This is a genomic window from Terriglobus saanensis SP1PR4, assembly GCF_000179915.2.
Lineage (GTDB): Bacteria > Acidobacteriota > Terriglobia > Terriglobales > Acidobacteriaceae > Terriglobus > Terriglobus saanensis.
In genome coordinates this window covers 442001-467543 of the sequence record NC_014963.1, presented here as the reverse complement: position 1 = coordinate 467543, position 25543 = coordinate 442001, and the positions used below count along the sequence as shown (strand labels likewise).

Here is a 25543-nt window from a genome sequence, read left to right as displayed (position 1 = left end):
GCGCAGGCCTTTGCTACGTCTCATCTAGTGAAGGAGTTTTCAGGATGAAAAAGATCGTTTCCTTGGTTATCGCTGCTGTATTTGCTGTCTCCGCAGGTGCAGTTGCGCAAGACGTCCGCACGGACTACGAGCACAGTGCACACTTCGAACACTACCGTACGTTCTGCATCGTCCGTTTGCACGCATCGAACCAGCTCGTGGAAGGACGCCTGCGCGACGCGTTGACACGCGACCTGACGCAGCATGGGTTGCAGCCTGCCGCTGCAGATGGAACCTGCGATCTCACCGTCACAGCCATCGGCAACGTCCACAACCAGCAGGAGTATTCGACCTTCTACGATGGTCTTGGTGGCGGCTTCGGCTGGCGCGGTCGCGGTTGGGGAGGCGCTGGCGGACAGTCGACCACTATAGTGGAGCAGATCCCCGTGGGCACGCTGATCGTCGATCTCTTCGATTCGCAGTCCAAACAACTCGTCTTCCGTGGGACCGCACAGTCGGAGCTTTCGAAGAATCCAGACAAGAACACGGACAAGCTCTACAAAGCTGTCGACAAGATGTTCAAGAAATTTCCCCCGAAACAGGGATAATTTCTAAAGAAGCAAAAAGGGGGCCTTCAGGTCTCCTTTTTTGCTTTTTAAAGTGCGCATGCCCAATGGCATCTCTCGCATAGAGCGCTCCGAAGGATTTCGACGATCGCATCTATACTTCATGCGCACACGAAGTTTATGCGCAGGGCCAACAGCCGTGATTACCATCACAACTTCTCACGTCATTTCGGGTCATGATAGAGAGCGGGAAGGCTGAACAGCCTGACACCGCAATCTTCAAAAAAGCCACTTTGAGCTCTCAACGCGCTCCTTCCCTCATCCTTGAGCGCCTGTTGCCTTTTCGTCTCTCCGCCGCACCTTAGGCATTGCATCCTTCAGTCTGCTCTAGCTTTCGGAGAGCCCCATGCCCGTCCCAACGAACGCCGCATCCAGAACACGCCTTCTGATCGCCGACGACGAGCGCCTGATTGCGGACACGCTCGCACTCATCTTTCTCAAAGAAGGCTATGAGACCCTCGCCGTCTACAGCGGCGAAGCCATTCTGGAAGAGCTCGAAGGCTTCCAGCCCGACCTGCTGCTCAGCGACGTCGTCATGACGGGTATCACGGGAGTACAGGCGGCCCTGGCCATGCAAAAGACCCGTCCCAGCTGTAAGATCCTCCTGCTCTCCGGCCAGGCCGACACCGGCGACCTCTTTCGCGAGAGCCGCGTGCAGGGCCTGCACTTCGAGCTGATTGGAAAACCAGTGGACCCGTGCGTTCTGGTGGCCAAGCTGAAAGAGATGAGACCGGCCTGCTAAGTTAGCCCATTCCCTAAAACAGTCTTCCAATGCCCTGCTATGATGGGCGCGACCTGGGAGGGCGAATGCGACGGTTTGGAATACTGGCAGTGCTGCTTCTGACGTCTGCGTTACAGGCGCAGGATACTCCGACGAACCCCGCGCACGTCCCAGGCGGTGTGGTGGGAGGGTTACTCGTTTCGAAGGTGAATCCGGTATATCCGCAGGAAGCGAGACGGGGCCATATCCTCGGCACGGTGGTCATGCACGCCATCATTAGTAAGACCGGGGACGTCGAAGACCTGACGGTCCTCTCCGGACCGGAGGAACTGCGACAGCCTTCCCTCGACGCCGTACGACAGTGGAAGTACAGACCGTATCTGCTCAACGGCCAGCCGACTGAGATCGATACGACGATTACAGTGAACTTCCAGATAAATAACAAACCGAAAGACGGATCGCAGATCTAGAGATTTTGGGGTGCCCCATGTCCGGATTTTCGGACATGGGTTTCCAGGAGGCTCGCGGTTCAAGAGAATACGTCTCAGAACATCTCCCAAAAATCGGGGCGGAAGTTCAATTAAGGACATCATGGTCTTGATTCGTCCATCTTGTATCCTGAGCGCATGACGCGGGGGTTGAAGAGATATCAGACAAGTGGCCACGATCATTTTCTGACTTTTAACTGTTATGGGCGGCGGCCCTACCTTAGCTCCGACTCTGCTTGTTCTCTTTTCGAAGATGCGCTGGAGAGAATGCGTATTCGCTATGCATTTCAGGTGTACGGGTACGTGGTGATGCCAGAGCACGTCCATCTCCTGGTCGACGAGCCGAAGAATGGGACACTCGATGAAGCGATCAAGGGGATCAAACTCTCCGTAACGTTGCGGAGTAGGCAGAGGCCTTTCTGGCTGCCGCGATATCACGACTTCAATATCTTCACGGTTACGAAGTTTCGGGAGAAGTTACGATACCTCCATCGAAATCCTGTAGTGCGTGGGTTGGTCTCTGAACCTGAAGAATGGGGCGCTTCGAGCTATCTTCACTACCTAAATGGCGTCAGAGGTCGGGTAGAGATTTCTTCGGATTGGGTTTGACGCTCGGCGTAAAAACCCATGTCCGAAAATCCGGACATGGGGCACCCAGTGTCGAGGTTGACCTCGACTATCCGTTATCCTAGCGGCATGAGTTGGCAAGAGATAGCGCAGCAGATGAACGAGTGCGAGTACCTCTACTTACGCTGGATCGGCGAACCGAGGGAGTTACAGCTGCGGCTTGTGATTGAAGAGGCTGGCGACTTTGGGCGGGTGAGCAAAACGCATACGGACGAGCCCGCAATACAGGCGCTCTTCGCAGGCGCTACTGCCATCGAGTCGAATGAGTCATGCCGACTCTTTGAGGTGATCTACGACTACCCGGTCTCGTACACCGTCGTGAACGAAACGTACGGTAAGTATCCGAAAGAGCCAGAGAAGTTCGAAGGCAAATTTTTTCGGATCTTTTCGTGGTCTTATCTATTGGAGCTGACAAAGAAGACGAGCTATGCTGCCGACGATCATCCCGGCCCTGGCCCGCTACAGCATCATTCCATCGCTTGCCTCAATCATGTGATCGAGGTCATCACGACGAAAGAGCCCGAGATGCGGATTCTTCGACGACCGGAACCGCCTGTTGTCCATTAGGGAAGTTCGCGCGGAGCGAGAATGCCCACTCATCGAAAAATACACGGCGAACGGTCACTCTGCACTCGGTGTTTGACACTGCGTCGCAAGTAACGCTGAGAAGCTGTAGAATCCCCGCATGCCCAACGAAACTCTATCCGTAGCTGCTATGAATAAGGCTTTTGTCGGATTTTCGAGACGCGCTGAGTCAATAGATAGAGAGACCCTAGTAAAAACGTTCGTGGATATTGGTCCACTCTTTGCGGTGCTCTCGACAAGAGATCACCAAGTGGTCTACGGCAGACGGGGCACCGGAAAAACTCATGCGCTTCTGTACGTTACAGAGCAGGCAAAGAAAAATCGCGACATAGCCGTATATATCGATCTTCGATATATAGGGTCATCTGGTGGGATTTACGGAGATGCGAATTATTCACTTGCACAACGCGCTACAAGGCTCTTGTTGGATGTGTTGGGTTCCGTCCATGGGGAATTGCTTGAGATAGCGCTCAGCTTAGATTTAGATTTGAGCCGCGTTGGACCAGCCCTCGATAAATTGGCTGCGGCAATTACCGAACTTGAAGTTTTGGGAGAAACCACTCGGGAAACAGAAAATCAGACGGCATCGGAGTCGACGACGGGTAATAGCGTAGCTGCGACCTTTTCCAAAGTGCCTGCGGCAAGTATCGGCTGGAACGAGTCAGAGAAAAAATCTGAAGAGCAAAGAACACACTATACCGAGAAGGGCACACTTCGTTACCGCGTTCATTTTGGAAGCGTCAGTAGCGCTCTAAAGAATCTGGTGTCAATTATTAAGCCAGCACATTTAGTCATTGTTCTAGACGAGTGGAGTTCATTGCCACTTGAGCTTCAACCGTATCTTGCTGACCTTATACGGCGCGCTATTTTTCCAGTACAGGGAATTACAGTCAAGATAGCAGCGATCGAACAACGAACCCTTTTCAAGCTTGGGGGAGGATCCGATTACACAGGAATTGAGGTTGGAGCTGATGCTTCAGCGGACGTTGATTTAGACGACTACATGGTCTTTGACAACAATGAAGCGCGAGCTGTCGAATTTTTTCAGGAACTCGTCTTTAAACACTACGCCTCTGAGGTGGTAGACGGTAAGCCGGAATTCGACACTTCGAAGAAATTAATCCAGGCTGCATTCACCCAGACCAATGCGTTTGATGATTTTGTAAAGTCAGCCGAAGGAGTTCCTCGAGATGCATTCAATGTTCTATCTCTTGCCGCACAAAGAGGGATGAACGATAAGATCTCGATTCCCACCATACGGGTCGCAGCAAGAACTTGGTATCAACGAGACAAAGAAGGTGCCATTAAGTCGGACGAAAACGCTCAGGCGTTGCTTCACTGGATCATCGATGAAGTGATCGCTCACCGTAAGGCTAGAGCCTTTCTGCTCCCTGTCAATTCGCGTCATCCAATCATTGACTCTCTTTTCGATGCCCGCCTCTTACACATTATTAAAAAGGGGCTTTCGGGCCAAGAGAAAGCTGGCGCGCGATACGACGCATATAAATTAGATTACGGCTGCTACGTTGACCTCTTAGCAACCAAGGCGGCCCCGATGTCACTCTACGGTGATGACGAGGACACTGCGTCCGCTGTGATCGTGCCAACCGATGATTATCGCGCTATACGAAGAGCCATCTTGGATCTGAATACATTTGAAGCGAGAATCAAAAAAGGGAAATTCGAATAACAACCATCGTGAATCCTTCAGGTTGTCCGAAGTTGAGTAACCGATATAACGCGCCCAAATACATGCAAGGATCAAGTCCTGATTGCCCAAGGACTGCGTGAGGTGGGCACCGAATTTTCGACTTTCCCAAGTGACCTGTCTGTTGCTTAATGTACAAGGGCGGACTCTTTCGAGTCCGCCCTTTAGTTTTGTTGCATGCAATGCTTATTCGGCGGCCAGTTCTTCCTGTTCGCCTTCCATGCGCATGGCTTCCAGTTCGCGTTCTTCTGCGTCGTGGGCTTCCTGGACTTCGGCCTGGATCTTGGCTGCCGCTTCTTCGAGCTCTGGAGAGAGCTGGACGTTGCGGTAGTATTCCATGCCTGTTCCTGCGGGGATGAGGCGACCGACGATGACGTTCTCCTTGAGGCCGCGGAGCGTATCGACTGCTCCGTTGATGGAAGCCTCGGTAAGAACACGCGTTGTCTCCTGGAACGATGCAGCGGAGATGAACGAGTCCGTGGAGAGCGACGCCTTCGTGATGCCGAGCAGGAGCGGACGGCCCGTGGAGGGACGGCCACCGGTTGCGATGACACGATCGTTTTCCTGGTTGAAGCGGAAGCGATCGATCTGCTGCTCCAGCAGGAAGTTGGTGTCGCCCACGTCTTCGATCTTGACCCAGCGAAGCATCTGGCGAACGATGACTTCGATGTGCTTATCGGAGATGGCTACGCCCTGCAGACGATAAACCTCTTGGATCTCGTTGACCAGGTAGCGCTGAAGCTCCTGTTCGCCGAGGACCGCGAGGATATCGTGCGGGTTGAGCGGGCCGTCCATGAGTGCTTCACCGGCGCGGAGACGCTCGCCTTCCTGCACGTTGACGTGGATACCGCGGGGGATCGAGTACTCGCGCTCATCGCCATTGTCGGCGGTGATGTAGATCTTGCGCTGTCCCTTGACGACGTCGCCGAAGCGAATGACGCCGTCGATCTCCGCGATGGTTGCGGTTTCGCGTGGCTTGCGGGCTTCGAAGAGTTCGACGACGCGCGGCAGACCGCCGGTGATGTCCTTGGTACGTGTGGACTCACGAGGGATCTTGGCGAGAACATCGCCCGGGTAGACCTCGTCGCCGTCCGCGATCATAAGATGAGCGCGCGAAGGCATGAGGTAGCGCTTGCTGGCCTTGTCCGATTTCACGAGCAGGGTCGGCTGACGCTTTTCGTCCGGTGCATCCGAAACGACGAGGCGGGAGAGGCCAGTGACTTCATCCACTTCTTCGTTCAGCGTGATGCCGTCTACGAGGTCCTTGAAGGCGATCGTTCCACCGATCTCCGTAACGATGGAGAAGGTGTACGGATCCCACTCGCCGATCGTGGTGCCGAGCTTGACCTTCGCTCCGTCGTCCAGCATCAGCTTGGCGCCGTAGACGATGGGGTAACGCTCTTTCTCGCGACCCTTCTCATCCAGAACCGCAACCGAACCGGAGCGGTTCATGGCAACGAGATGACCGGCCTTGGCACGTACCGTGGAGAGGTTGATGAAGCGAAGGGTACCTTCGTTCTTGGCTTCGAGATGCGACTGATCGGAGACGCGCGAAGCGGTTCCGCCGACGTGGAAGGTACGCATCGTGAGCTGCGTTCCGGGTTCGCCGATGGACTGTGCCGCGATGACACCGACGGCTTCGCCCATCTCCACCATGCGGCCTGAACCGAGGTTACGGCCGTAGCAGAGTTTGCAAACGCCGCGCTTGGATTCGCAGGTGAGCACCGAGCGGATTTTCACCTTCTCGATACCGGCAGCCTGGATATCCGTCGCCTGGTCTTCGTCGATCTCCTGGTTCACGTCGACGATGGTGCCGCCGTCGAGGTCCTTGAGCTTCTCGAGCGTCACACGACCGATGATCCGGTCGCGCAGGGGCTCGATGATCTCGCCGGCTTCGATGATCGGCATCACGTAGATGCCTTCCTTCGTGAGGCAGTCGGTCTCGGTGATGATGACGTCCTGCGCCACGTCGACGAGACGGCGAGTCAGATAGCCGGAATCGGCCGTCTTGAGCGCCGTATCGGCGAGACCCTTACGTGCACCGTGCGTCGAGATGAAGTACTCATGCACGGTCAGGCCTTCGCGGAAGTTCGCCGTGATGGGCGTTTCGATGATTTCGCCCGAGGGCTTTGCCATCAAACCACGCATACCGGAGAGCTGACGGATCTGCTGTTTGGAACCACGCGCACCAGAGTCGGCCATGATGTAGATCGGGTTCATGGTCCCTTCTTTGTCCGCGCGCTTCATGTTGTTGAACATCTCATCGGCTACGCGCTCGGTCACGGTCGACCACATCTGGATGACCTTGTTGTTACGCTCGCCGTTGGTGATGGCGCCGTCCAGGTACTGCTGCTGAACCGCGATGACCTGCTTTTCCGCCTCGCTGACGACGGTGTACTTGGAAGCCGGGATGACCATGTCGTCCAGGCCGACAGACAGGCCGGAGCGCGTGGCGTACTGGAAGCCAAGTTCCTTGATGCGATCGAGAGCCTTCACCGTCACTTCAAGACCCAGGTTCAGGTAAAGGAAGTTGATGAGCTGGCCCATGCCCTTCTTCTTCAGAAGGCCATTGACGTAAGGCATGCCTTCGGGGAGCGCATCGTTCAGGATGGCGCGACCGACGGTGGTGGAGATGAACTGCTTGTCGTAGTCCACGGGCTCAGTCTGAGCGATGGCCTGATCGTCGTAGGCGGTCGTCATGTCCAGCACCTTGCCGGTGTAGCGCAGGCGGATGGGCGTGAGGGTCTCGACGGCCTTGGCTTCGAGGGCCATGAGGACTTCTTCGATGTTCGCGAAGACACGTCCTTCGCCCTTGGCGTTGACCTTCGCCTTGGTGAGGTAGTAGAGACCAAGCACCATGTCCTGCGTGGGCACGGTGATGGGCTGACCGGATGCCGGCGAGAGGATGTTGTGCGACGCCAGCATGAGGACCGAAGCTTCGATCTGTGCTTCGGGCGAGAGCGGGATGTGCACAGCCATCTGATCGCCGTCGAAGTCGGCGTTGAACGCCGTGCAGACGAGCGGATGGATCTTGATCGCCTTGCCTTCGACGAGCACCGGCTCAAACGCCTGGATACCGAGGCGATGGAGGGTAGGTGCGCGGTTCAGAAGGACAGGGTGGTCCTTGATGACCTCTTCCAGGATGTCCCAGACGATCGGCTCCTGCATTTCGACCATCTCTTTAGCCTGCTTGATGGTGGTGCAGTGTCCGGTCTGTTCCAGGCGGTGATAGATGAAGGGCTTGAAGAGCTCGAGCGCCATCTTCTTGGGCAGACCGCACTGGTGGAGCTTCAGTTCTGGACCGACGACGATCACGGAACGGCCGGAGTAATCCACGCGCTTTCCGAGAAGGTTCTGACGGAAGCGGCCCTGCTTGCCCTTCAGTGTGTCCGAAAGGGACTTGAGGGGACGGTTGTTCGCACCACGCAGCACACGGCCACGGCGACCGTTATCGAAGAGTGCGTCGACAGCTTCCTGCAGCATGCGCTTTTCGTTACGAACGATAACCTCAGGCGCATGAAGATCCATGAGCTTCTTGAGGCGGTTGTTGCGGTTGATCACACGACGATAGAGGTCGTTGAGATCGGAGGTGGCAAAGCGTCCGCCATCGAGTGGAACGAGGGGGCGAAGCTCAGGCGGGATCACGGGGATCACGTCGAGAATCATCCACTGGGGCTTGTTGTCCGAACGACGGAAGGCTTCAACGACCTTGAGACGCTTCGCGTACTTGAGCTTCTTCTGCAGGCTCTGCTCGACCTTCATCTTCTCGCGCATCTCTACGGAGAGCTCTTCGATCTCGACGCGCTTCAGGAGTTCCTTGATCGCTTCCGCGCCCATCATGGCCTTGAAGCCGGAGGGACGGTACTGCTGATCGAGCTCGCGGAAGCGTGCTTCGTCCTTGATGATCTCGCGCTCTTTTACGGGCGCGTCACCGGCGTCGATGACGACGTAGGACTCGAAGTAAAGAACTGCTTCGAGCTCGCGGAGGGAGATGTCGAGCAGGTGACCGATACGCGAAGGCAGGCCCTTGAAGAACCAGACGTGCGAGCAGGGGCTGGCGAGCTCAATGTGTCCGAGGCGTTCGCGACGAACCTTCGAGAGCGTAACTTCCACGCCGCACTTGTCGCAGATCACGCCGCGGTGCTTCATGCGCTTGTACTTACCGCAGAGGCACTCCCAGTCGGTGATCGGTCCAAAGATGCGCGCGCAGAAGAGGCCATCGCGTTCGGGCTTGAAGGTACGGTAGTTGATGGTTTCCGGCTTGGTGACTTCGCCGTGCGACCACGAACGGATCTTTTCGGGGGACGCGAGCGAGATGCGGATCGCGTCAAAGTCGGTGATAGGGCCGGACAGTTCAAACGGGCTGGAGCGAAACATGAGCAATCTCCGAATGCAGCTTTTAGCTACTAGCTTTTGGCTCTTAGCTTTTACTGCGGCTGGTGCTACTGTTCGCGGTCACTTTTGGCGGACCGCATTGCACTTGTCTTACAAAACTTGTGAGCTTTTGCCTCTAGCTCTTAGCAGAAGCTAAGAGCTAGAGGCTGGGAGCTAACAGCTAATCGGCCGCGGCGACGGCAGGAAGCGCCGGCGTCTTTTTCAGATCGGCCTGCTTGACGAGTTCCACGTCGAGGCAGAGCGACTGCAGTTCGCGGATGAGAACGTTGAACGACTCGGGCACGCCGGGTTCGATCGCCGCCTCGCCCTTGACGATGGCTTCGTAGATCTTGGTACGACCAAAGACATCGTCGGACTTGGAGGTGAGCAGCTCCTGGAGAATGTATGCCGCGCCGTATGCTTCGAGCGCCCACACTTCCATCTCTCCGAAGCGCTGTCCGCCGAACTGGGCCTTACCTCCCAGCGGCTGCTGGGTGATGAGGGAGTACGGTCCGATGGAACGAGCGTGGATCTTGTCGTCGACCAGATGAGACAGCTTCAGCATGTAGATGTATCCGACCGTGGCGGGCTGTTCGAAGACATCGCCGGTCATACCATCAAACAACTCTGTCTTACCCGAGGACGGAAGACCTGCAGCCAGAAGAAGCGCCTTGATCTCGTGCTCGCTTGCGCCGTCGAAGACCGCCGTACCGAACCAGATGCCACGCTTCATGCCAGCGGCGACGCGGATGGTCTGCGTGTCGTCGAGCTCGAGGAGCTGGTTGAGAGCTGCGGTGTTCTTGAACGCCTCCGAGAAGATCTCGCGGATCTCGTTGGCCTTCTGGCTCTGCGCTGCGAGTTCGGCAACCTTTTTACCGAGTTCGAACGCTGCCCAGCCAAGATGCGTCTCCAGGATCTGTCCGACGTTCATACGAGAAGGAACGCCGAGCGGATTGAGAACGATCTCAACGGGGGTGCCGTCGGGCAGATACGGCATGTCCTCTTCGGGCAGGATGCGCGCGATCACGCCCTTGTTTCCGTGGCGTCCGGCCATCTTGTCACCGACAGACAGCTTGCGCTTCATCGCGATGTATACCTTCACCATCTTGATGACGCCGGGCGAAAGCTCATCGCCCTTCTGCAGCTTGCCGATCTTGTCGTTGGTGATCTTGCGAAGAACGTCGATCTGACGCGAGGTCATCTCTTCGATTTCGTCGATCTGCTCGTTGACGCGCGGATCCTTGTCGGCGTAGCGAATACGCTTCAGGTTACGCGTGCTGATGAGTTCGATCGTGTCGCGGTCGAGAAGATCGCCCTTCGAGAGCAGCTTCTTGTTGGTGCGCTCGTCGTGGAGATCGGCCTGAACTTCCTTGGCTCCGAGGATGCCTTCGAGACGCTTGAGGCGCTCGTCGGTCAAAATACGGATCTCGTCAGCCAGGTTGCGCTCCAGCTTCTCGATCTGCTCGGTCTCGATCGCCTTGGCGCGCTCGTCCTTCTCCTGTCCCTTGCGGGAGAAGATGCGGACGTCAACGACCGTGCCTTCGATTCCGGGAGGGCAGGTCAGGGAAGCATCGCGCACATCGCCGGCCTTTTCGCCGAAGATCGCGCGGAGGAGCTTCTCTTCCGGCGTGAGCTGCGTTTCACCCTTCGGCGTTACCTTGCCGACGAGGATGTCGTTGTGGCTGATCTTCGCACCGATGCGAATGATTCCCGACTCGTCCAGATCACGCAGAGCGTGCTCGGAGACATTGGGAATATCGCGCGTGATCTCTTCCGGTCCAAGCTTCGTGTCGCGCGCTTCGATCTCGAACTCCTCGATATGAATCGAGGTGTAATAGTCCTCGCGGACCAGCTTTTCCGAGATCAGGATCGCATCTTCGAAGTTGTAACCGCGCCAGGGCATGAAGGCGACCAGGACGTTACGTCCAAGGCCAAGCTCTCCCTGCTCCGTGCAGGGTCCGTCCGCGATCACCTCACCCTTCAGAACGCGGTCGCCCTTGCGAACGATCGGCTTCTGATTGATGCAGGTGTTCTGGTTGGAGCGCTTGAACTTCGTGAGCTGGTAGATGTCCGAACCAACCTCACGCGAAAGCTGCGTGGGGTGATGCTCGCCTTCGACGCGAACGATGATGCGCTCCGAATCGACCGAATCCACGATGCCGTTACGGCGTGCGAGGATGACGGCTCCGGAGTCACGCGCCGTGACGCCTTCCATGCCGGTGCCGACGAACGGCGCTTCCGCGACAAGGAGAGGAACGGACTGGCGCTGCATGTTTGCACCCATGAGAGCGCGGTTCGCATCGTCGTGCTCGAGGAACGGAACGAGCGATGCGGCTACGGAAACAAGCTGCTTCGGCGAGACGTCAACGTAATCCACTTCGCCCTTGGGGACGAGAATGAAGTTACCCTGGCGACGCGCGATGACGAGGTCATCCTTGATGTTGGCTTCTGCGTCGAGTTCGACGTTGGCCTGTGCGATCGTGTGACGATCTTCTTCCCATGCCGAGAGGTAGAAGGAGAAGGGCTCGGTCTCAAGGACGCGCTTGCCGTCCTTCTTGAGCTGCTTCTTCAGCTTGATCGCCTCTGCGACTTCGAGCGGATCGCCCTGGCGCAGTCCCGACTCACCGGCGTTGGTAACGGCGACGTAGTCGATGACCTGCGAACCCTTCACGCGGCGGTACGGCGACTCGATGAAGCCGTACTCGTTGATGCGGGCGAAGCAGGAGAGCGAAGAGATAAGACCGATGTTCGGACCTTCAGGCGTCTCAATCGGGCAGATACGGCCGTAGTGCGTCGGATGAACGTCACGTACTTCGAAGCCGGCGCGTTCACGCGACAGACCGCCAGGTCCAAGCGCGGAGAGACGACGCTTATGCGTGATCTCCGAGAGAGGATTAGTCTGATCCATGAACTGCGAGAGCTGCGAGGATCCGAAAAACTCGCGGATCGCCGCCATCACCGGCTTCGCGTTGATGAGATCGTGCGGCATCGCCGTCGACATCTCCTGGTACACGCTCATCTTTTCCTTGATGGCGCGCTCCATACGGACGAGACCGATGCGGAACTGGTTCTCCATCAACTCACCGACAGCGCGAACGCGACGGTTGCCGAGATGATCGATATCGTCGACGAGGCCGATGTTCTTACGCAGCTTGAGCAGGTAGCGGATCGTGCCGTAGAAGTCCTCGGGGGTCAGCGTGCGCTTGTCGAGGTTCGTAGCATCCTGGCTCTCGTAGAGCTTGATGTTGAACTTGAGACGGCCAACGCGCGAGAAGTCATACTTGCGCGGGTCGAAGAACATGCCTTCAAAGAGGGCCGTTGCGGTATCCAGGGTTGGCGGGTCGCCCGGACGCAGCTTGCGGTAGATCTCGATGAGAGCTTCCTCAGGCTTACGCACGGAGTCGCGCTTGAGGGTATTCGTGATGATATTGCCGACGTCGTCGCGGTCGGGGAAGAAGATCTCGAAGTTGGTGCAGCCGGACTGGGTGATCTTGTGCAGCTTGTCGGTCGTGGCTTCCTGGTTGGCTTCGTACAGAAGCTCGCCGGTGGTGAGGTCCACAACGTCCGCGGCAAAGATCGCGCCGTCGAACTCGGTGTTCTCCACCGAGACTTCGTTGACGCTTCCGCCACGCAGCTTATGCAGCGTGGAAGCCGAGATCTTGCGTGCCGTCGGTGCGACTTCATCGCCGTTCACGCTGACCGACTCGCCGGGCTTTACGCCAAGCAGGTTGGTTGCGCCCTCAGGCTTGACGGACCAGAAGAGCTTCTGGTCGCGCACATTGATGTTGTCCACCGTGTAGAAGGTCTTGAGGATCTCTTCATCGGTACGCAGACCGAGCGCGCGCAGGAAGATGGTTCCGAGGAACTTGCGCTTGCGATCGATGCGGACATACAGGGTGTTCTTCTGGTCGTATTCGAACTCGACCCAGCTGCCACGGTAAGGAATGATCTTGCCGAGGAAGTAGCTGCGGTTGTTCGCGGTCTCGAAAAAGACGCCCGGCGAACGGTGAAGCTGTGAAACGATCACGCGCTCGGTACCGTTGACGATGAACGTACCGTTCTGGGACATGAGCGGGATATCGCCGAAGAAGACTTCCTGCTCCTTCATGTCGCGCAGGGTCTTGACGCCGGTCTCAGGGTCCTTGTCGTAGATCTTCAGACGGATCGTGACCTTGAGGGGCGCAGAGTAGGTCATGCCACGCTCTTCGCACTCGCCCTGGTCGTACTTCAGCTGCAGGCCGACGGGATCTCCGCACTTGGTGCAGAAGTCAGGCGTGTTCTTGTTGTACGTTCCGCAGAAGTTACAAAGCACATCGCCGGGATGGAACGGGTCCGTGATGACCATGTGTCCGCACGAGGTGCAGGCGGTACGGAGATGATTGAGACCCTTCAGATAGCCGCACTTGCACTCCCAGTTGCCGATGGAGTAATCGACAAACTCGAGCTCCGAAACGTTTCGGAAGTCGGTAATGGGGAAAACAGAGGTGAACACAGACTGCAGACCATTGTCCTCGCGCTCTTGGGGGAGCTTATCCATCTGCAGGAAGCGCTCATACGAACGGCGCTGTACCTCGATGAGATTGGGGATCTGAATGGCAGTTGGGATCTTCGAAAAATCGAGACGGCTGCGGATGGCGCGCGTTTCGCTGGACATCGTTCGATACTCCTGTTATTTCTTTGCCGAGGCCACCTGAGGAGCGCTTCCGCTCATCAGAGGGGTAGATTCTGGCTTTAGGCCCGATCTGCCGATAGTTTGTTTGCGCTTTCGAACTTCGTATCTCCGCCCTCGTTGCGAAAATGCGACCCGCGCGGGTTGTGTCTGATACTTGCTTTTGCCGCGAATCTGCTGCGTTTTCTTGCATTTACCGCAGCGCCGCGCGTGAGTTTGCGGCCCGCGGGTACAAATTAACCCGCTATGCTGCCGTGAACTTTATGTCTAAAGACAGCGCCGCGCCCGCAGAGACAGGACGTCCCCGGAGCGCAATCATCGACTTATGCACTGATTCGTTCTTGTGGTAAAGAATGCCTGTCCGCCCTTTGAGGCTCTCGCCCGCCTCAAGGATGTGCCGCTTATGTGATCTTGCCTGCATCTCTGAATCCCCGCCGCACAGGAAGAGAGAGATGGCCGACTGGATGCGCCGGAAGTCTAAAATTGGATGCTCGAAGAGGTCAGTCAGATTCGCTGGCCCGAGATGCACACTAGGGCAGAAGCGATCATTCCCAAAGAAGAGAATACACGTTCCACCATTTGTATGCAAACAGGCAAAGTCCCCGGCCCGGTAAACCGGGCCGGGGACCGCACCGAAACTACTTGATCTCGACGGTTGCGATCCCTTCGAACTTCTTGGCAATCGCAGCTGCTTCATCCTTGGAAACGTTCTCCTTGATGGGCTTGGGAGCGCCGTCAACGAGGTCCTTTGCTTCCTTGAGACCAAGTGCCGTTGCTTCGCGCACTGCCTTGATGGTGCTGATCTTGTTCGCGCCCGCATCCTTGAGGATAACGGTGAACTCAGTCTTCTCTTCTGCTGCGGGAGCTGCCGCGCCGCCGCCGGCAGCCGGAGCTGCTGCAACTGCTGCTGCTGCCGAAACGCCGAGGCGCTCTTCGAGCTTCTTGACGAGCTCAGAAGCCTCGAGGAGGCTGAGGCTCACGATCTGATCTTCCAACTGCTGAATGTCCGCCATGATATTTCTCCGTTTTATCTAAACTTGATGGTGCGTACTGCTTTATGTTGCCGACCGCGGGGGTGTTCTCACCGTGGCTGCCTCTCCCCCGCCGGGTTTCCGATGCGCCCAGACCGCGCACCCGGAAGAGTGAGGCGAAAGTGTTTATCCCTCGACAGGAGGCTCGGTGCTCGCCGCTTCCGTCTGATCGGATCCGCCCTCGGTGTCCGCAGGCGCGGTCGCTTCAGACTTTTCCTCGATCGGAGGAGCTGCTTCGACAACCGGAGCTTCTGCTTCCGGAGCCGCTTCGGTGGCCGGGGCTGCCGCTACTGCTTCCACAGGAGTTGCTGCAGCCGGGGCCTCAGGAGCTCCGAACTTGCCCTTTTCAACCGCCTGATTGATCACGACCGCGAGATCGCGTCCCGTGGCATTGATAACCGTAGCCAGACGCTGCGCGGGCGACTGCATAAGGAAGAGGAGCTTCGAGAAGAGCTCTTCCTTGCCGGGCAGGGTCGCCAGGTTCTGAATCTCCTGGACGGTGATGACCTTGCCTTCGACGATGCCGAGCTTGAAGGTGAAGAACTCCGTGTTCTCTTTGACCCAGCCGGAGAGCGCCTTCGCCAGGGCAACAGGGTCGCCCGAGGTGTAAGCGACAGAGGTAACACCCTTGAGGCCGATCAAAGCGCTCTCAATCTGCGTTCCCTCGCCAGCCTTCGGCGCGAGCTTGTTCTTGATGACGCGGTAGGAGCCGCCAGCCTGGCGAACGGTCTGACGGAGGGCGTAATCCTTCGCCGCCGTAAGGCCGGTGAAGGAGCCAATGATGGCCGAGGTCGAATCCTTCAGCTCGGAGGCGAGCTGTGCGACCTTTTCGTGCTTCTTTGCTCTTGAAACTGCCATGGTGAACCTAGCCTTTATGCTGCCGGCGCGTGGCCGGCGGAAGTCTGAATGTTGCTGCTATCGCTACTGCCGGCCGCTTACTGCTTGGCGGCGAGATCCGCGACGGAGCTATCGAGCTTGATGCCAGGGCCCATCGTGGAGGAGATATACAGCCCCTTGACGTATTTGCCCTTCGAAGCCGACGGCTTGGCCTTCATCACGGAAGAGATAACGGTCATCGCGTTGTCGATGATCTTCTGCGCATCGAAGCTGGCCTTGCCCACAGGAACGTGTACGAGAGCGGTCTTATCCGTGCGGAACTCGACCTTACCAGCCTTGATTTCCTTGACGGCGGCAGCCACATCGGTGGTCACAGTGCCGGTCTTTGGATTGGGCATCAGGCCCTTGGGTCCGAGCACCTTACCGAGGCGGCCGATAGAGCGCATCATGTCAGGAGTCGCGACGAGGGCGTCAAAGTCCGTCCAACCCTCTTTCTGAATCTTTTCGACCAGCTCTTCGCCGCCGACGAACTCCGCACCCGCAGCTTCAGCCGCGCGCAGATTTTCACCGGTGGTGATGACGGCGACCACTTTGGTCTTGCCGAGGCCATGAGGAAGAACGACGGTACCGCGAACCATCTGGTCCGCATGGCGGGGGTCCACACCCAGGCGCAGCGTAATGTCGACGTTTTCGTCGAACTTCGCAAACTTGATCCTCTGGAGAAGGGGAACGGCGTCGATCAGCGTATAGGTGCGGGGCTCAACGAGCGCGCGCGCCTTCGCTACATTCTTGGAAAGCTTCTTCATTTTCTCTATCCTGTCTCCCACCGCTCGAACCTTTGGATGAAGCGGACTGATGGTTTGTTCTAGTCCAGCGGGTATGCTCGCGCTAATCAATTCGAAAACCGCTAGCGAGGCCCCGCCCTTCACCCGCAGCACATGTAGAGTGCTGAACTCATCCGGAATTGCTTTTAATCAACTGCTGGCTGGATGAGCCGTTCGGCCGTGGTACGTGACGCGCCAGGAACCGAAGTCCCGGACGCTCTTATTAGATTGCTTGAAGTCTGACCATTTGTCAAACACTGAAGCCAGCAGGCACTTCATATCGACGTTCTCGCGAATATAGCCATTCTATCGACAAGACAGAGATGCCATAATGATCATATCGATCGATATGGATGGAGGTCCCGACATGGTCACTGAAGTCAACGCAGTCAATTTTCGTCAGAATCTCGGCGAGATGCTCAACCAAGTGCAGTACCGCAATGACAGCATCGTCATCAACAAGGATGGCAAGCCTGTCGCAGCGTTGGTCGATGCGGAACTCTTTGCCAGGATTCGAAGGATGCGAGATCGCTTCAATGCGCTGAGCCAACGGATCGCTGAGGCCTATGCGGAGGTCCCAAGCGAGGAAGGTCTTGCTGAAATCGATTCCCTGGTCAACCAGGAACGAGCGGTCTGATGGCTGGTCTTCGCGTTGTCCTGGATACCAATGTTCTGGTATCGGGGCTGGCTTATCCAGGAAGCGTTCCCGGACGAATCGTTGGACTGTGGCGTCAAGGTGGCCTTGATGTGGTTCTCTCACGATACATTCTGGACGAAACGGCCAGGGTATTGCCGCATCTTTCACGGATTCAACTCGGTGCGTCAGAAATCCGAGACCTGGTGGACAGTCTTATGTTTCTTGCCGACGTCGTTGAGCCGGACGCCGGGACTGATCCGAATCTGCGGGATGCTGCCGATCAGCAGGTCCTCGGCACCTTCGTGGCTGCACAGGCAAGCTATCTCATTACCGGGGACAAAGACCTGTTGGCCCTTGCTGCGACCTATCCCATCGTCACACCGGCCGCGTTTTGGGCGCGGCACGGTTGAAGTCTAGCCAGCGCAGGCTCAACAAAAACCAACGGCCAATCCCTTCGGATTGGCCGTTTTGGTGAAAACTCCAGACAGCCTAAGCAGTCAGAAAACGTCGCTTCATCGAACCCATCACGACAAGAGCTCCGGTGCCGAGGAGAAACAGACTGCCGGGTTCCGGTGTGGCTGCGAGAGCCGGTCCGCCCACTTTTCCGCATGAGAGGCCGTTGCTGTCCAGGATGGTGAAATCGACCATGCCGGTCTTCGCAGCGGAGGTCAGCGTGAGCGTTCCAATGCTGTAAGGGGCGTGGAAGCTTGCAGAGATGCCAGCGATCGTAGCAACGAGCACACTCGTGGAGTTGAAGGAGATGTCGAAGAGCTTATCGAGTTTTCCGCTGAGGGTGGCATTCGTCACGCCAGAGAGACCGGTGAGGCTGAAGCCATCCAGGATGAACACATTAAAGTTGCTATCCAGGGTGAGGTCGTACGTGTAGGTGTTGCCAACGTGAGACTCAAGCGTGATGGAATCGGCTTTGGCGAGGGGAGAGAAAACAAGGCAGAGCCCCAGAATGAGCGGCGAAAGAAGCTTTAGTTTCATGGAAAACTCCAAAGTATGGGTGAGTACCTTTCTTCTGGAGCACTTCCCTTGCCAAATGCAAGAAAACGAAGGTTCGATTCCTTCCGTCTAAATCAAAGCATTTTCGGATCGGACTTTTGTCCTGTGCGTAAAGTGGCACTTGCTTTCTCTTTTTGCCTATTCGCAAGGACGCTTTTTTCTACCGCGTAAAAATCCGATCCAGTGGCATGATGAACCCGGCGACCGGACCTTCGCCTGAGACCTGAGAGATTTCCTTGAGAATCTCGGGCGGATAGCCGGGGCGATAGAGGTGGATCGCTTTTTCGAAGGGATCAATGAGCCAGCCCAGTTCAGCGCCGTTGGCGATCCACTGTTCCATCTTTTGCTGGAGAACTGAGAGACTGTCCGTCTCGGATCGAAGTTCGACCACAAACTCCGGGCAGACGTGCGCGAACCTTTTGCGATCGTCGAGCGATAGCGCGTTGAGTTTGCGGTGCGAGATCCACGCCGCATCGGCGGAACGCACAGAGAGGTCAGGCAAGGTCACACCAGCGCTTGAATCGAAGGCCAAACCACGCCCGTCTTCTTCCGCCCATTCGTCCAGTGCTCGCGAAAGGGCAATATTCCGGTTGGAACCTTCCAACCCTGTGGGTGTCATGAAAATTAGATCTCCATTGGGCTCCCGTTCCACCGCGAGCTCGTCATGCTGCTCGCAGAAACGCATCAACTCCTCGTCCGTCATGGGACGGGCGGGCTTGATGCGGAGCGGCATGGGCAGACCGGCGAAGAGACTTTCCATGCGGCGATTTTACTCCGTGGATTTGCGGCTTTTCCCTAGAAAGTAATGGAGATGGTCTGGGGCTTGGCCCGGGATGGGAATTCGAGGCGAAGCACCTGTTGCGCGTAGGTGGATTGGACCGCCTTGCCGTCGACGGTGACCTGTTTGGCGGGGCGAGGCAGGTGAATCGCGACGGCGGTCAGATCGTTGTCGTCGCGACCTTCGATATTGGATGCCGCAAAGGTGAGGGTGTTCGGAGCGGTATGGATGTCCGTGATCCTGGCGGAAGCGGCGAGGATCTTTGCGGTGGCGGGATTTGCGAGTTTTGCGTCAAGATCCAGAAGGAGAGCACGGGTTTCCGGGGTAATCGAGAAGCTGGTCGTCTCCGCAAGGTGCGAGTCGAAGAGATTGAGAAACCGACCCGGGATCGCTTGCGGCGCGGCGTTGCCGTCGAGACCGGCGACGATCAGGTAAGGGCCTCGGCGCAGGGCGAGGGCCGTGGTCTCTTTCCAGGGGAGGTTCACCGCCGTCGCGGCCTGGTGCGTAAGATCGCGAACGGTCTCTGCTCCGGCCTTGTCATAGGTCAGTGCGGAGGGAGATTTCGCGGCATACAAGACGATGCCCTTCCCTACGCGATGCAAACCCTCGGCGTGGGAGTTGAGGCCGAGTTGCTGGAACAGATCTTCTCGGGGAGTGGCGTCGTGATGCGCGCCCGTGTTCCACCAGTCCGAGGCACGGTTGTAGGGATCTTTGTCGTCATCCAGAACAACAAGGGCTCCGCCCGCGCGCACCCAGGCTGCAAGAGCAGGATGGAAGGCGGGATCCGGCGGCTTCTGGCCCTCGTAGCTGAGGAGAAGAAGTTTGTAGTGGTCCAGGGTTGGTGTTCCCGAGGTCTGAGAAGAATAGGTATTTTCGATCTGAACGGGTTCCACAGGAATGCCATGCATGAGCAGCGGCAGAGCCAGTCCGTAGACATTCCCAAGATTGTGGTCCGAAGGCAGAGGCTGCGCTCGCTGGAACATGAGCGTGTCCGAGACGAGGACGCCGATGCCGGGCGTGCCGGAGATAAGCCAGTGCGCAGGCTGGCGCATGTCGCCGAGGGCGTGGAAAACAGTCTGCAATTCCGTCTCGTACTTCGAAGGGATGGCGGCCTTGGCGGGGTGGGGATTGGCTTCCGTCGGCTCCGAGGTGGGATAGAGGCCATGCGATCCAAAAATACGGTCAGGCCACGGAAGCACCTCGTAGCTGGCGATGTCCGGTTGCAGAAGTGAGGCGACCAGAGTGCTCTCCCAGTTGCGTTGGTAGTCCGTCCAGGAGTGGTTCGCGTTGTCCTCGATCGGGTCGTTGAGGAACCACATCCGGTGGCCCGAGGCGCGGACGAGATTCTGCATCGCGCCGTATTCCAGGAAGGCGGTCTCGAAGGTGCGCTCTTTCCGGACGCCTTCGTAAACGTTCGGTTCGCGGGATGTCCCCGTCCAGACCTGTGCGATGTATCCGTCCGCACCGACGTGAATCAGCGACGATTCGGGCGAGACGATCTGCCACTGCGCATAGTTAATCAGCGAGTGCGTGGCGACGTAGCAGGGAATGTGTTTCCCGTGGGCGGTGGACCAGGCTTTTACGGAGTCGAAGACCTGCGCGAGAGCGCGTCGGTAGAGGAAATATTTGAGCTTGGAGGCACGATACTGCGCGTCCGGTGAACTATCCGGCGCCTGCCAGGGCTCGTTGTAGTAGCTCTGCCACTCTTTTTTGAAGGAGTCGGACCATCCAGCGCGAGCCCAGAACTCAGGCTCTTCGAGATAAATCGCCTGGGCTCCGGCGTCGAGGGCTCGGGTGACGCCGACGGAGAGGTAGCGGCCGTAGCTCTCTGAGGGAGCGATGTAGGGGACTTCGCGTCCGCTGTGGAGGATGAGTTTGCCGGTTTTTTCCTGCTGGGTCTCGTTCCAGTGCTCTTTGCCGTCGAAGTCGCCGCGGAGGTAGTCGGCGTAGCGCCCCCAGGCGACGCCGGTCATCACCGTGACGCGATAGCCATGGTCGCGCCAGCTCTGAATGCGCTCCGCCGTGGTGCTGTCGATCCCATAGACCATGACCGTGCCGGATTCCACGTTGACGCGCGGACTCCAGCCCTGGGAGGTCTGGAAGAGGAGGTCGTCGTTGGGTTTTGCGGTTTGGGCGGTCAGGGGGAGACTGAGGAGGACGGCGGCGCAGAGGGTGAGACGCATAGAAAAGTGTCGCATGGTGGCTTGCTCAAAGGAGAAAAGAAGAAGAGGATCCCTCCGCTTCGCTACGGGATGACAAAGGGAGAGAGTGCCGGTTTTTGTCATCCCGTAGCGAAGCAAAGGGATCTGCTTTTCGAAGCTCTGATCGAAGTCGCTCTTCGAGCGATGTATGGGGCACCCGGTTTGGGACTTCCTCATGAAAGCTGTTTGTGGGGGAGTCGAATGAGGTTCCCCTCTTGCGATTCGCGAACGCCGGTGGAAAATCCCGGTTCTATACTTCAAGAGAAGCTCCATTAAGACGAGATTGCGAGGCAGCAAAGCATGTCCACACCGACGGTAAGCGTCGACGAATTTCAGGCGCTGGAACAGCGCGTTCTGCGCACAGTGGAACTGATCAAGCAGGAACGCGAAAAGCGCGCCGCGGCTGAGGCCCAGGTGAAGCAGTTGCGCGAAGAACTGGAGATGACAAGCGAAGAAGTCTCTTCGCTCTCTGTGGAACTTGCCGGGCTGAAGCAGGAGCGCGAGTCCGTAAAATCCCGCGTGGATACCATGCTGCAGCAGCTAGACGAGCTTCTTTAGGCCCTGGAGAAACTATGGATGAGATGAACGAGCAACCCGTATCGCGTTCGGTCTCGGTGGACATCTACGACCAGGTCTATCGTCTGCGCGGCGTGGACCCGGAGCATATCGAACAACTGGCATCGATTGTGGATGCGAAGATGCGCGCGGTCTCGTCGCATGGCTCCACCGTGGATTCGTTGCGTGTGGCGGTACTCGCAGCCCTGAATATCGCGGATGAGCTGGTGGAGATGCGCCGGTTGCATGCGGAGCTGCTGGGATCGCTCGACCGGACGCAGAGTTCGGTACGCAGCCGTGCGGGATCGTTGAACGGTCTGCTGGACGAAGTTCTTTTAGAACGCATCGCAGGTTAACCGATTTAACTTATTGCATCGCTACGCAGGAACTTTATAAGCTGCGCAGATGCTCCTCCTGTTGCTGCTCTTTTCTCTCTGGGCCGCTGTTCTGCCTGTGTCGATGCACGGGCAGAACGCGGCCGTGTCTGCGAAGACGGAGCAGAGCCTCGCGGAGGCGCGCGAGTTCGACGGCCATGGCATGTTGACCTCTGCCATCGACAGTTATCGCAAAGCCCTCAAGACAGAAAACGGCCACTGCATGGAGTGCCTGCGCGGCCTGTATGAGGTCGGCCTGCGCGCGGAGATGCCGAAGGTTTCCATCGCGGCTGCGACACAGATGGAGCAGCTTGCCTCCGATCCCAAGGGCAGGGCAGACGCCGCGGCACTGCACGGCGAAGCGCTGATGCCGCACACCGATCTGAGCGACCAGAAGCTGGGACCAGCACCGAAACCGAAGCGCAGCGACCTGGAAGAGGCGCACGCAGCCTTTGAGCGCGCACTTACCCTGGATAAGGCCAACGCGCGGGCCTACATTCTGGACGGGCAGGCGCTTGCCCTGCTGGGTCGCGATACCGAAGCAAAACAGCGTTTTGCGACCCTGGCCGCGATGCCCGAGGTCTCGCCAGGGCTGGCGACGCGCGCGCGACACTTTGCAGAAAACATCAGCCTGGCGCGGGAGACGATCTCGCCTTCTTTCACGGTGACCACCAAAGATGGCCGGAAGATTTCTCTGGATGATTACAGCGGCAAAGTCGTCCTGGTGGACTTCTGGGCGACGTGGTGTGGTCCCTGCCGCAACGAGATCTCCTACATCCGGTCGATCGCAAACGACAGCCGCCTCGCAAAGGACATGGTTCTCATCTCGTCTTCCTGGGACTCCAGCGAGACGAAATGGGCGGAGTTTATCGAGAAAAACGGCATGACGTGGGTGCAGTACCTGGATACGAAACACACGCTCAGCGACGAGTTCCATGTGGGCGCGATTCCGACGTATCTCATCATCGATGGGGACGGCATTCTGCGACATCGCGTGGTGGGAGGGAACTTCGATCTGCGTGAACAGGTGCGGCCTCTGGTGGCAAAGCTGCATACGGGCACACCCACAGCCCATGTTGCAGGACAGTAACCTTCAGGTCGTTGACTTGGAAATTGCGTAGCGAGTCAACTTGCCATTCCGGAATGCCCCGCGTAGCATCCATCCAGAGAACTGGCCTGCAAGGCAGGTATGGCGAATCACGCTGGTTGAACCAACATTCATTGAACAGGGGCTTAGCTCGTATACATGGTTCGGTGCGCAATGTCCGCCAGTCCGGAATGCCTAAAGAGCCACGGCCGAGTCCCGCCGTCCTAGACGGGTTCACCAGCGCCTCGCTGCACGGCTGAGCGGGTCAGTTTTCTTCTCATTTGGTGCGCCGGATTATCCTGCGCGCTTCTTTCCCACAGAGTCAGTACGCCATGCATCCACATCTCTTTCATCTTGGACCCGTCACACTGCAGACCTACGGCGCAGTGGCGGCGCTGGGTCTCGTGCTGGCCATGGTGCTCGCCGCACGTAATGCGCGTGTGACGGGGCTGGAAGAAGATGCCGTGTGGAGCGCCTGCCTGGTCGCCATCGTCGGCACGCTGGTGGTTTCGCGCATCGTGCTGGTATCGGAAAATCTTCGCGCGTTTCGGCTCTATCCGCTCCTGATTTTGACGCTGCCCACAGTGACGCGCTTTGGGCTCGCCGTGAGCGTGCTCTCTGGCGTAGCCTATGCGATGTATCGCAGGCTCCCTTTGCGGATCCTGGGAGATGCCGTTGCGCCTGCGGCCATGCTGCTGGCTTCGTTTCTGCATTTTGGCGACCTGATGGCCGGAAACGATGTCGGTTCAGCAACCACGGGCGTTTTTGGGCGCCTGGTGCCCTCGATGCACAGCGCGAATGGCATCGGATCGCATCCCGTGGCCCTCTACAGCGCCGTGGCGCACCTGCTGATTGCGGCCTTGGGCGTCTGGTACCTGCCGCGCAGACGGCATGCGGGCGAAGTCCTCGGCGGAACGGTCATGCTGGCGGCTGCGGCGCGCTTTCTGATCGACTGCCTACGGCCCGCGCCGATCGAGGTTGGGACGGTTTTTGCGGGCCTTCGCTTCGATCAGTATCTGCTGCTCTGTATCGTAGTAAGTGGCGGCGCTCTTTTGCTGCAGTCGAAGGAGCATCAGCGTGCCATCTAAAAACATGTTGCCCAAGGGCAAACGAAGACAGACCGTCAAACACCTCTACCGCGCACAACGTGGCGTGGACCCCGTTGTGGCCGAGGGAGAAGAGCCTGCGAAGACGTCTCCCGCAGAAACACTGGCAGGCCAGATTCCCGCCAAACCCAAAGTCAAAGCTCCCGTCGCCGTACCGGTCCTCGAAGACGACGATATCGAGTCCGAAGGCGACATCCGCAGTTTCAGTGCCGATGCCGCCGCTGCCGGGCTTCGGCTGGACGCCTATCTGGCCAAGGCGATGCCCGACATCTCGCGTGGACGTGTGCAGTTGCTGATCGAGCAGGGCCAGGTCCGCGTGGACGGCAAGACCGCGAAGAACAAGCTGAAGCTGCTGGGTGGCGAGCGCATTGAGATTGAAGGCGAACCGCGTCCCGCACCGCTGAAGGCGATGGCGGAAGACATTCCGCTGAAGATCGTCTATGAAGACGAGCACATGGCCGTGATCGACAAGCCTGCGGGCATGATGGTGCATGCGGGTTCTGGTCTGACGGACGATGCGCGCAGCGGCGGAACGCTGGTGAATGCCCTTCTGCATCACTTCAACGTGAACCTGTCGAGCGTGGGCGGAGAGCTTCGCCCCGGCATTGTGCATCGCCTGGACAAGCAGACCTCGGGCCTGATCATGGTGGCGAAGAACGACCGCACGCATCGCGCGCTGGGTGAGATGTTCTCCGACCGATCGCTGGAGAAGCGTTACCTGGCGCTGGTGCATGGCGAGGTCGGCGCGAAGGCACGTGGCAATGCTGAGCGCGATCACGGCACGATCAATCTGCCCATTGGGCGCGATCCTATCCGCAGAACGCGCATGACGACGCGTTCCCGGCAGAGCTGGATGACCACGGAGAGTCCCGGTACGCCCTCGAAGCTGCATCCCGAAGAGCGCGAGCCGATGAAGGAGCCGAAGCTCTACGAGGCGCGCGCGGCAGTTTCGCATTACGAGGTGCTGGAGCGGCTGGACACCTCCGCAGGCAAGTTCACGCTGCTGGAAGTCCTGATCGAAACCGGTCGCACCCATCAGATTCGCGTGCACATGCAGGCGATTGGGCATCCTGTCGTCGGCGACACGCTTTACGGAGCGCCTGCGCGGATTGTTGGGCTGCATCGCCCCGAAGACGGCGATGGTGCGACTTTGCCTCGGAACTTCCTGCACGCGAAGGAGCTTCATCTGGCGCACCCGATTACGGGTGAAGATCTGGAGCTTGAGGCCGAGATTCCCGCAGATCTGATTGAGCTTCTGAACCGCCTGCGATCGCTCCCTCCCAAGCCAAAGGAGTAGCGAAAACGCGTGAGGGCCCTGGCTTGGTAGA

The 25543-nt window shown here is 57.9% G+C and carries 21 protein-coding genes; 13 read left to right on the top strand and 8 right to left on the bottom strand.

Translation table 11 applies throughout. From position 1 onward, the window contains the following. The first annotated feature begins 44 nt into the window (after positions 1-44). The 6 genes from ACIPR4_RS21375 to ACIPR4_RS01925 all read left to right on the top strand — a co-directional run bounded on the left by ACIPR4_RS21375 (position 45) and on the right by ACIPR4_RS01925 (position 4716). Positions 45-587, top strand: coding sequence for a DUF4136 domain-containing protein (locus ACIPR4_RS21375; RefSeq protein WP_013566963.1), 543 nt, complete (start codon positions 45-47; stop codon positions 585-587). A 364-nt stretch (positions 588-951) separates the two neighbouring features. Next, positions 952-1347 (top strand): response regulator, encoded by a 396-nt coding sequence (locus ACIPR4_RS01945; RefSeq protein ID WP_013566962.1) that lies wholly within the window; start codon positions 952-954, stop codon positions 1345-1347. A 65-nt stretch (positions 1348-1412) separates the two neighbouring features. Continuing rightward, on the top strand, positions 1413-1796 hold the full coding sequence (locus ACIPR4_RS01940; RefSeq protein ID WP_013566961.1) for an energy transducer TonB: 384 nt from the start codon (positions 1413-1415) through the stop codon (positions 1794-1796). Between the two features lie 156 nt (positions 1797-1952). Next, positions 1953-2423 (top strand): REP-associated tyrosine transposase, encoded by a 471-nt coding sequence (locus ACIPR4_RS01935; RefSeq protein ID WP_013566960.1) that lies wholly within the window; start codon positions 1953-1955, stop codon positions 2421-2423. 114 nt (positions 2424-2537) lie between these two features. Next, positions 2538-3008 carry a hypothetical protein gene (locus ACIPR4_RS01930; protein ID WP_245536427.1) on the top strand — a complete coding sequence of 157 codons (471 nt, stop codon included), beginning with the start codon at positions 2538-2540 and terminating at the stop codon, positions 3006-3008. A gap of 118 nt (positions 3009-3126) precedes the next feature. Beyond that, positions 3127-4716 carry an ORC-CDC6 family AAA ATPase gene (locus ACIPR4_RS01925; RefSeq protein ID WP_013566958.1) on the top strand — a complete coding sequence of 530 codons (1590 nt, stop codon included), beginning with the start codon at positions 3127-3129 and terminating at the stop codon, positions 4714-4716. Positions 4717-4920: 204 nt separating this feature from the next. On the opposite strand, the gene rpoC is transcribed toward ACIPR4_RS01925, so the two are convergent. From rpoC to rplA, 5 genes are all read right to left on the bottom strand, one after another. Further along, the gene (gene rpoC / locus ACIPR4_RS01920; RefSeq protein ID WP_013566957.1) at positions 4921-9111 is read right to left on the bottom strand and encodes a DNA-directed RNA polymerase subunit beta'; all 4191 of its coding nucleotides are present in this window, start codon (positions 9109-9111) and stop codon (positions 4921-4923) included. A gap of 178 nt (positions 9112-9289) precedes the next feature. After that, complete coding sequence (gene rpoB / locus ACIPR4_RS01915) at positions 9290-13762, bottom strand: DNA-directed RNA polymerase subunit beta (protein WP_013566956.1); 4473 nt, start codon at positions 13760-13762, stop codon at positions 9290-9292. A 653-nt stretch (positions 13763-14415) separates the two neighbouring features. Further along, positions 14416-14790, bottom strand: coding sequence for a 50S ribosomal protein L7/L12 (rplL, locus tag ACIPR4_RS01905; RefSeq protein ID WP_013566954.1), 375 nt, complete (start codon positions 14788-14790; stop codon positions 14416-14418). Positions 14791-14934: 144 nt separating this feature from the next. Next, positions 14935-15666 (bottom strand): 50S ribosomal protein L10, encoded by a 732-nt coding sequence (gene rplJ / locus ACIPR4_RS01900; protein ID WP_013566953.1) that lies wholly within the window; start codon positions 15664-15666, stop codon positions 14935-14937. A 77-nt stretch (positions 15667-15743) separates the two neighbouring features. Next, positions 15744-16451 carry a 50S ribosomal protein L1 gene (gene rplA, locus ACIPR4_RS01895; protein ID WP_013566952.1) on the bottom strand — a complete coding sequence of 236 codons (708 nt, stop codon included), beginning with the start codon at positions 16449-16451 and terminating at the stop codon, positions 15744-15746. A gap of 385 nt (positions 16452-16836) precedes the next feature. Between rplA and ACIPR4_RS01890 the strand changes: the two genes are divergently transcribed. Together ACIPR4_RS01890 and ACIPR4_RS01885 are read left to right on the top strand one after the other, a co-directional pair. Then, on the top strand, positions 16837-17106 hold the full coding sequence (locus tag ACIPR4_RS01890) for a type II toxin-antitoxin system prevent-host-death family antitoxin (protein WP_013566951.1): 270 nt from the start codon (positions 16837-16839) through the stop codon (positions 17104-17106). Further along, complete coding sequence (locus ACIPR4_RS01885) at positions 17106-17516, top strand: putative toxin-antitoxin system toxin component, PIN family (RefSeq protein WP_013566950.1); 411 nt, start codon at positions 17106-17108, stop codon at positions 17514-17516. Before ACIPR4_RS01890 ends, ACIPR4_RS01885 begins: the two co-directional genes overlap by 1 nt. A gap of 79 nt (positions 17517-17595) precedes the next feature. Here the strand turns inward: ACIPR4_RS01885 and ACIPR4_RS01880 are convergent, their stop codons facing one another. The 3 genes from ACIPR4_RS01880 to ACIPR4_RS01870 form a co-directional block, all read right to left on the bottom strand. Further along, the gene (locus ACIPR4_RS01880; protein WP_013566949.1) at positions 17596-18096 is read right to left on the bottom strand and encodes a PEP-CTERM sorting domain-containing protein; all 501 of its coding nucleotides are present in this window, start codon (positions 18094-18096) and stop codon (positions 17596-17598) included. 178 nt (positions 18097-18274) lie between these two features. Further along, on the bottom strand, positions 18275-18874 hold the full coding sequence (locus tag ACIPR4_RS01875; RefSeq protein ID WP_013566948.1) for a Uma2 family endonuclease: 600 nt from the start codon (positions 18872-18874) through the stop codon (positions 18275-18277). A 35-nt stretch (positions 18875-18909) separates the two neighbouring features. Further along, positions 18910-21090, bottom strand: a complete 2181-nt coding sequence (locus ACIPR4_RS01870; protein WP_144312280.1) for a hypothetical protein — start codon at positions 21088-21090, stop codon at positions 18910-18912. A 303-nt stretch (positions 21091-21393) separates the two neighbouring features. Between ACIPR4_RS01870 and ACIPR4_RS01865 the strand changes: the two genes are divergently transcribed. The 5 genes from ACIPR4_RS01865 to ACIPR4_RS01845 all read left to right on the top strand — a co-directional run bounded on the left by ACIPR4_RS01865 (position 21394) and on the right by ACIPR4_RS01845 (position 25512). Then, complete coding sequence (locus ACIPR4_RS01865) at positions 21394-21651, top strand: hypothetical protein (protein WP_013566946.1); 258 nt, start codon at positions 21394-21396, stop codon at positions 21649-21651. Between the two features lie 14 nt (positions 21652-21665). Further along, positions 21666-22004, top strand: coding sequence for a cell division protein ZapA (locus ACIPR4_RS01860; RefSeq protein ID WP_013566945.1), 339 nt, complete (start codon positions 21666-21668; stop codon positions 22002-22004). Between the two features lie 49 nt (positions 22005-22053). Next, positions 22054-23112, top strand: coding sequence for a TlpA disulfide reductase family protein (locus ACIPR4_RS01855; protein WP_013566944.1), 1059 nt, complete (start codon positions 22054-22056; stop codon positions 23110-23112). A gap of 329 nt (positions 23113-23441) precedes the next feature. Beyond that, positions 23442-24197 carry a prolipoprotein diacylglyceryl transferase gene (locus ACIPR4_RS01850; protein WP_013566943.1) on the top strand — a complete coding sequence of 252 codons (756 nt, stop codon included), beginning with the start codon at positions 23442-23444 and terminating at the stop codon, positions 24195-24197. Next, positions 24187-25512, top strand: coding sequence for a pseudouridine synthase (locus ACIPR4_RS01845; protein WP_013566942.1), 1326 nt, complete (start codon positions 24187-24189; stop codon positions 25510-25512). The genes ACIPR4_RS01850 and ACIPR4_RS01845 overlap by 11 nt, the downstream gene beginning before the upstream one ends. The last annotated feature ends 31 nt before the right edge of the window (positions 25513-25543 follow it).

Coding starts and splice junctions, on each gene's coding strand:
- ACIPR4_RS21375 (WP_013566963.1), top strand. CDS start 45: ATGAAAAAGATCGTTTCCTTGGTTATCGCTGCTGTATTTGCTGTCTCC.
- ACIPR4_RS01945 (WP_013566962.1), top strand. CDS start 952: ATGCCCGTCCCAACGAACGCCGCATCCAGAACACGCCTTCTGATCGCC.
- ACIPR4_RS01940 (WP_013566961.1), top strand. CDS start 1,413: ATGCGACGGTTTGGAATACTGGCAGTGCTGCTTCTGACGTCTGCGTTA.
- ACIPR4_RS01935 (WP_013566960.1), top strand. CDS start 1,953: ATGACGCGGGGGTTGAAGAGATATCAGACAAGTGGCCACGATCATTTT.
- ACIPR4_RS01930 (WP_245536427.1), top strand. CDS start 2,538: ATGAACGAGTGCGAGTACCTCTACTTACGCTGGATCGGCGAACCGAGG.
- ACIPR4_RS01925 (WP_013566958.1), top strand. CDS start 3,127: ATGCCCAACGAAACTCTATCCGTAGCTGCTATGAATAAGGCTTTTGTC.
- rpoC (WP_013566957.1), bottom strand. CDS start 9,111: ATGTTTCGCTCCAGCCCGTTTGAACTGTCCGGCCCTATCACCGACTTT.
- rpoB (WP_013566956.1), bottom strand. CDS start 13,762: ATGTCCAGCGAAACGCGCGCCATCCGCAGCCGTCTCGATTTTTCGAAG.
- rplL (WP_013566954.1), bottom strand. CDS start 14,790: ATGGCGGACATTCAGCAGTTGGAAGATCAGATCGTGAGCCTCAGCCTC.
- rplJ (WP_013566953.1), bottom strand. CDS start 15,666: ATGGCAGTTTCAAGAGCAAAGAAGCACGAAAAGGTCGCACAGCTCGCC.
- rplA (WP_013566952.1), bottom strand. CDS start 16,451: ATGAAGAAGCTTTCCAAGAATGTAGCGAAGGCGCGCGCGCTCGTTGAG.
- ACIPR4_RS01890 (WP_013566951.1), top strand. CDS start 16,837: ATGGTCACTGAAGTCAACGCAGTCAATTTTCGTCAGAATCTCGGCGAG.
- ACIPR4_RS01885 (WP_013566950.1), top strand. CDS start 17,106: ATGGCTGGTCTTCGCGTTGTCCTGGATACCAATGTTCTGGTATCGGGG.
- ACIPR4_RS01880 (WP_013566949.1), bottom strand. CDS start 18,096: ATGAAACTAAAGCTTCTTTCGCCGCTCATTCTGGGGCTCTGCCTTGTT.
- ACIPR4_RS01875 (WP_013566948.1), bottom strand. CDS start 18,874: ATGGAAAGTCTCTTCGCCGGTCTGCCCATGCCGCTCCGCATCAAGCCC.
- ACIPR4_RS01870 (WP_144312280.1), bottom strand. CDS start 21,090: ATGCGACACTTTTCTATGCGTCTCACCCTCTGCGCCGCCGTCCTCCTC.
- ACIPR4_RS01865 (WP_013566946.1), top strand. CDS start 21,394: ATGTCCACACCGACGGTAAGCGTCGACGAATTTCAGGCGCTGGAACAG.
- ACIPR4_RS01860 (WP_013566945.1), top strand. CDS start 21,666: ATGGATGAGATGAACGAGCAACCCGTATCGCGTTCGGTCTCGGTGGAC.
- ACIPR4_RS01855 (WP_013566944.1), top strand. CDS start 22,054: ATGCTCCTCCTGTTGCTGCTCTTTTCTCTCTGGGCCGCTGTTCTGCCT.
- ACIPR4_RS01850 (WP_013566943.1), top strand. CDS start 23,442: ATGCATCCACATCTCTTTCATCTTGGACCCGTCACACTGCAGACCTAC.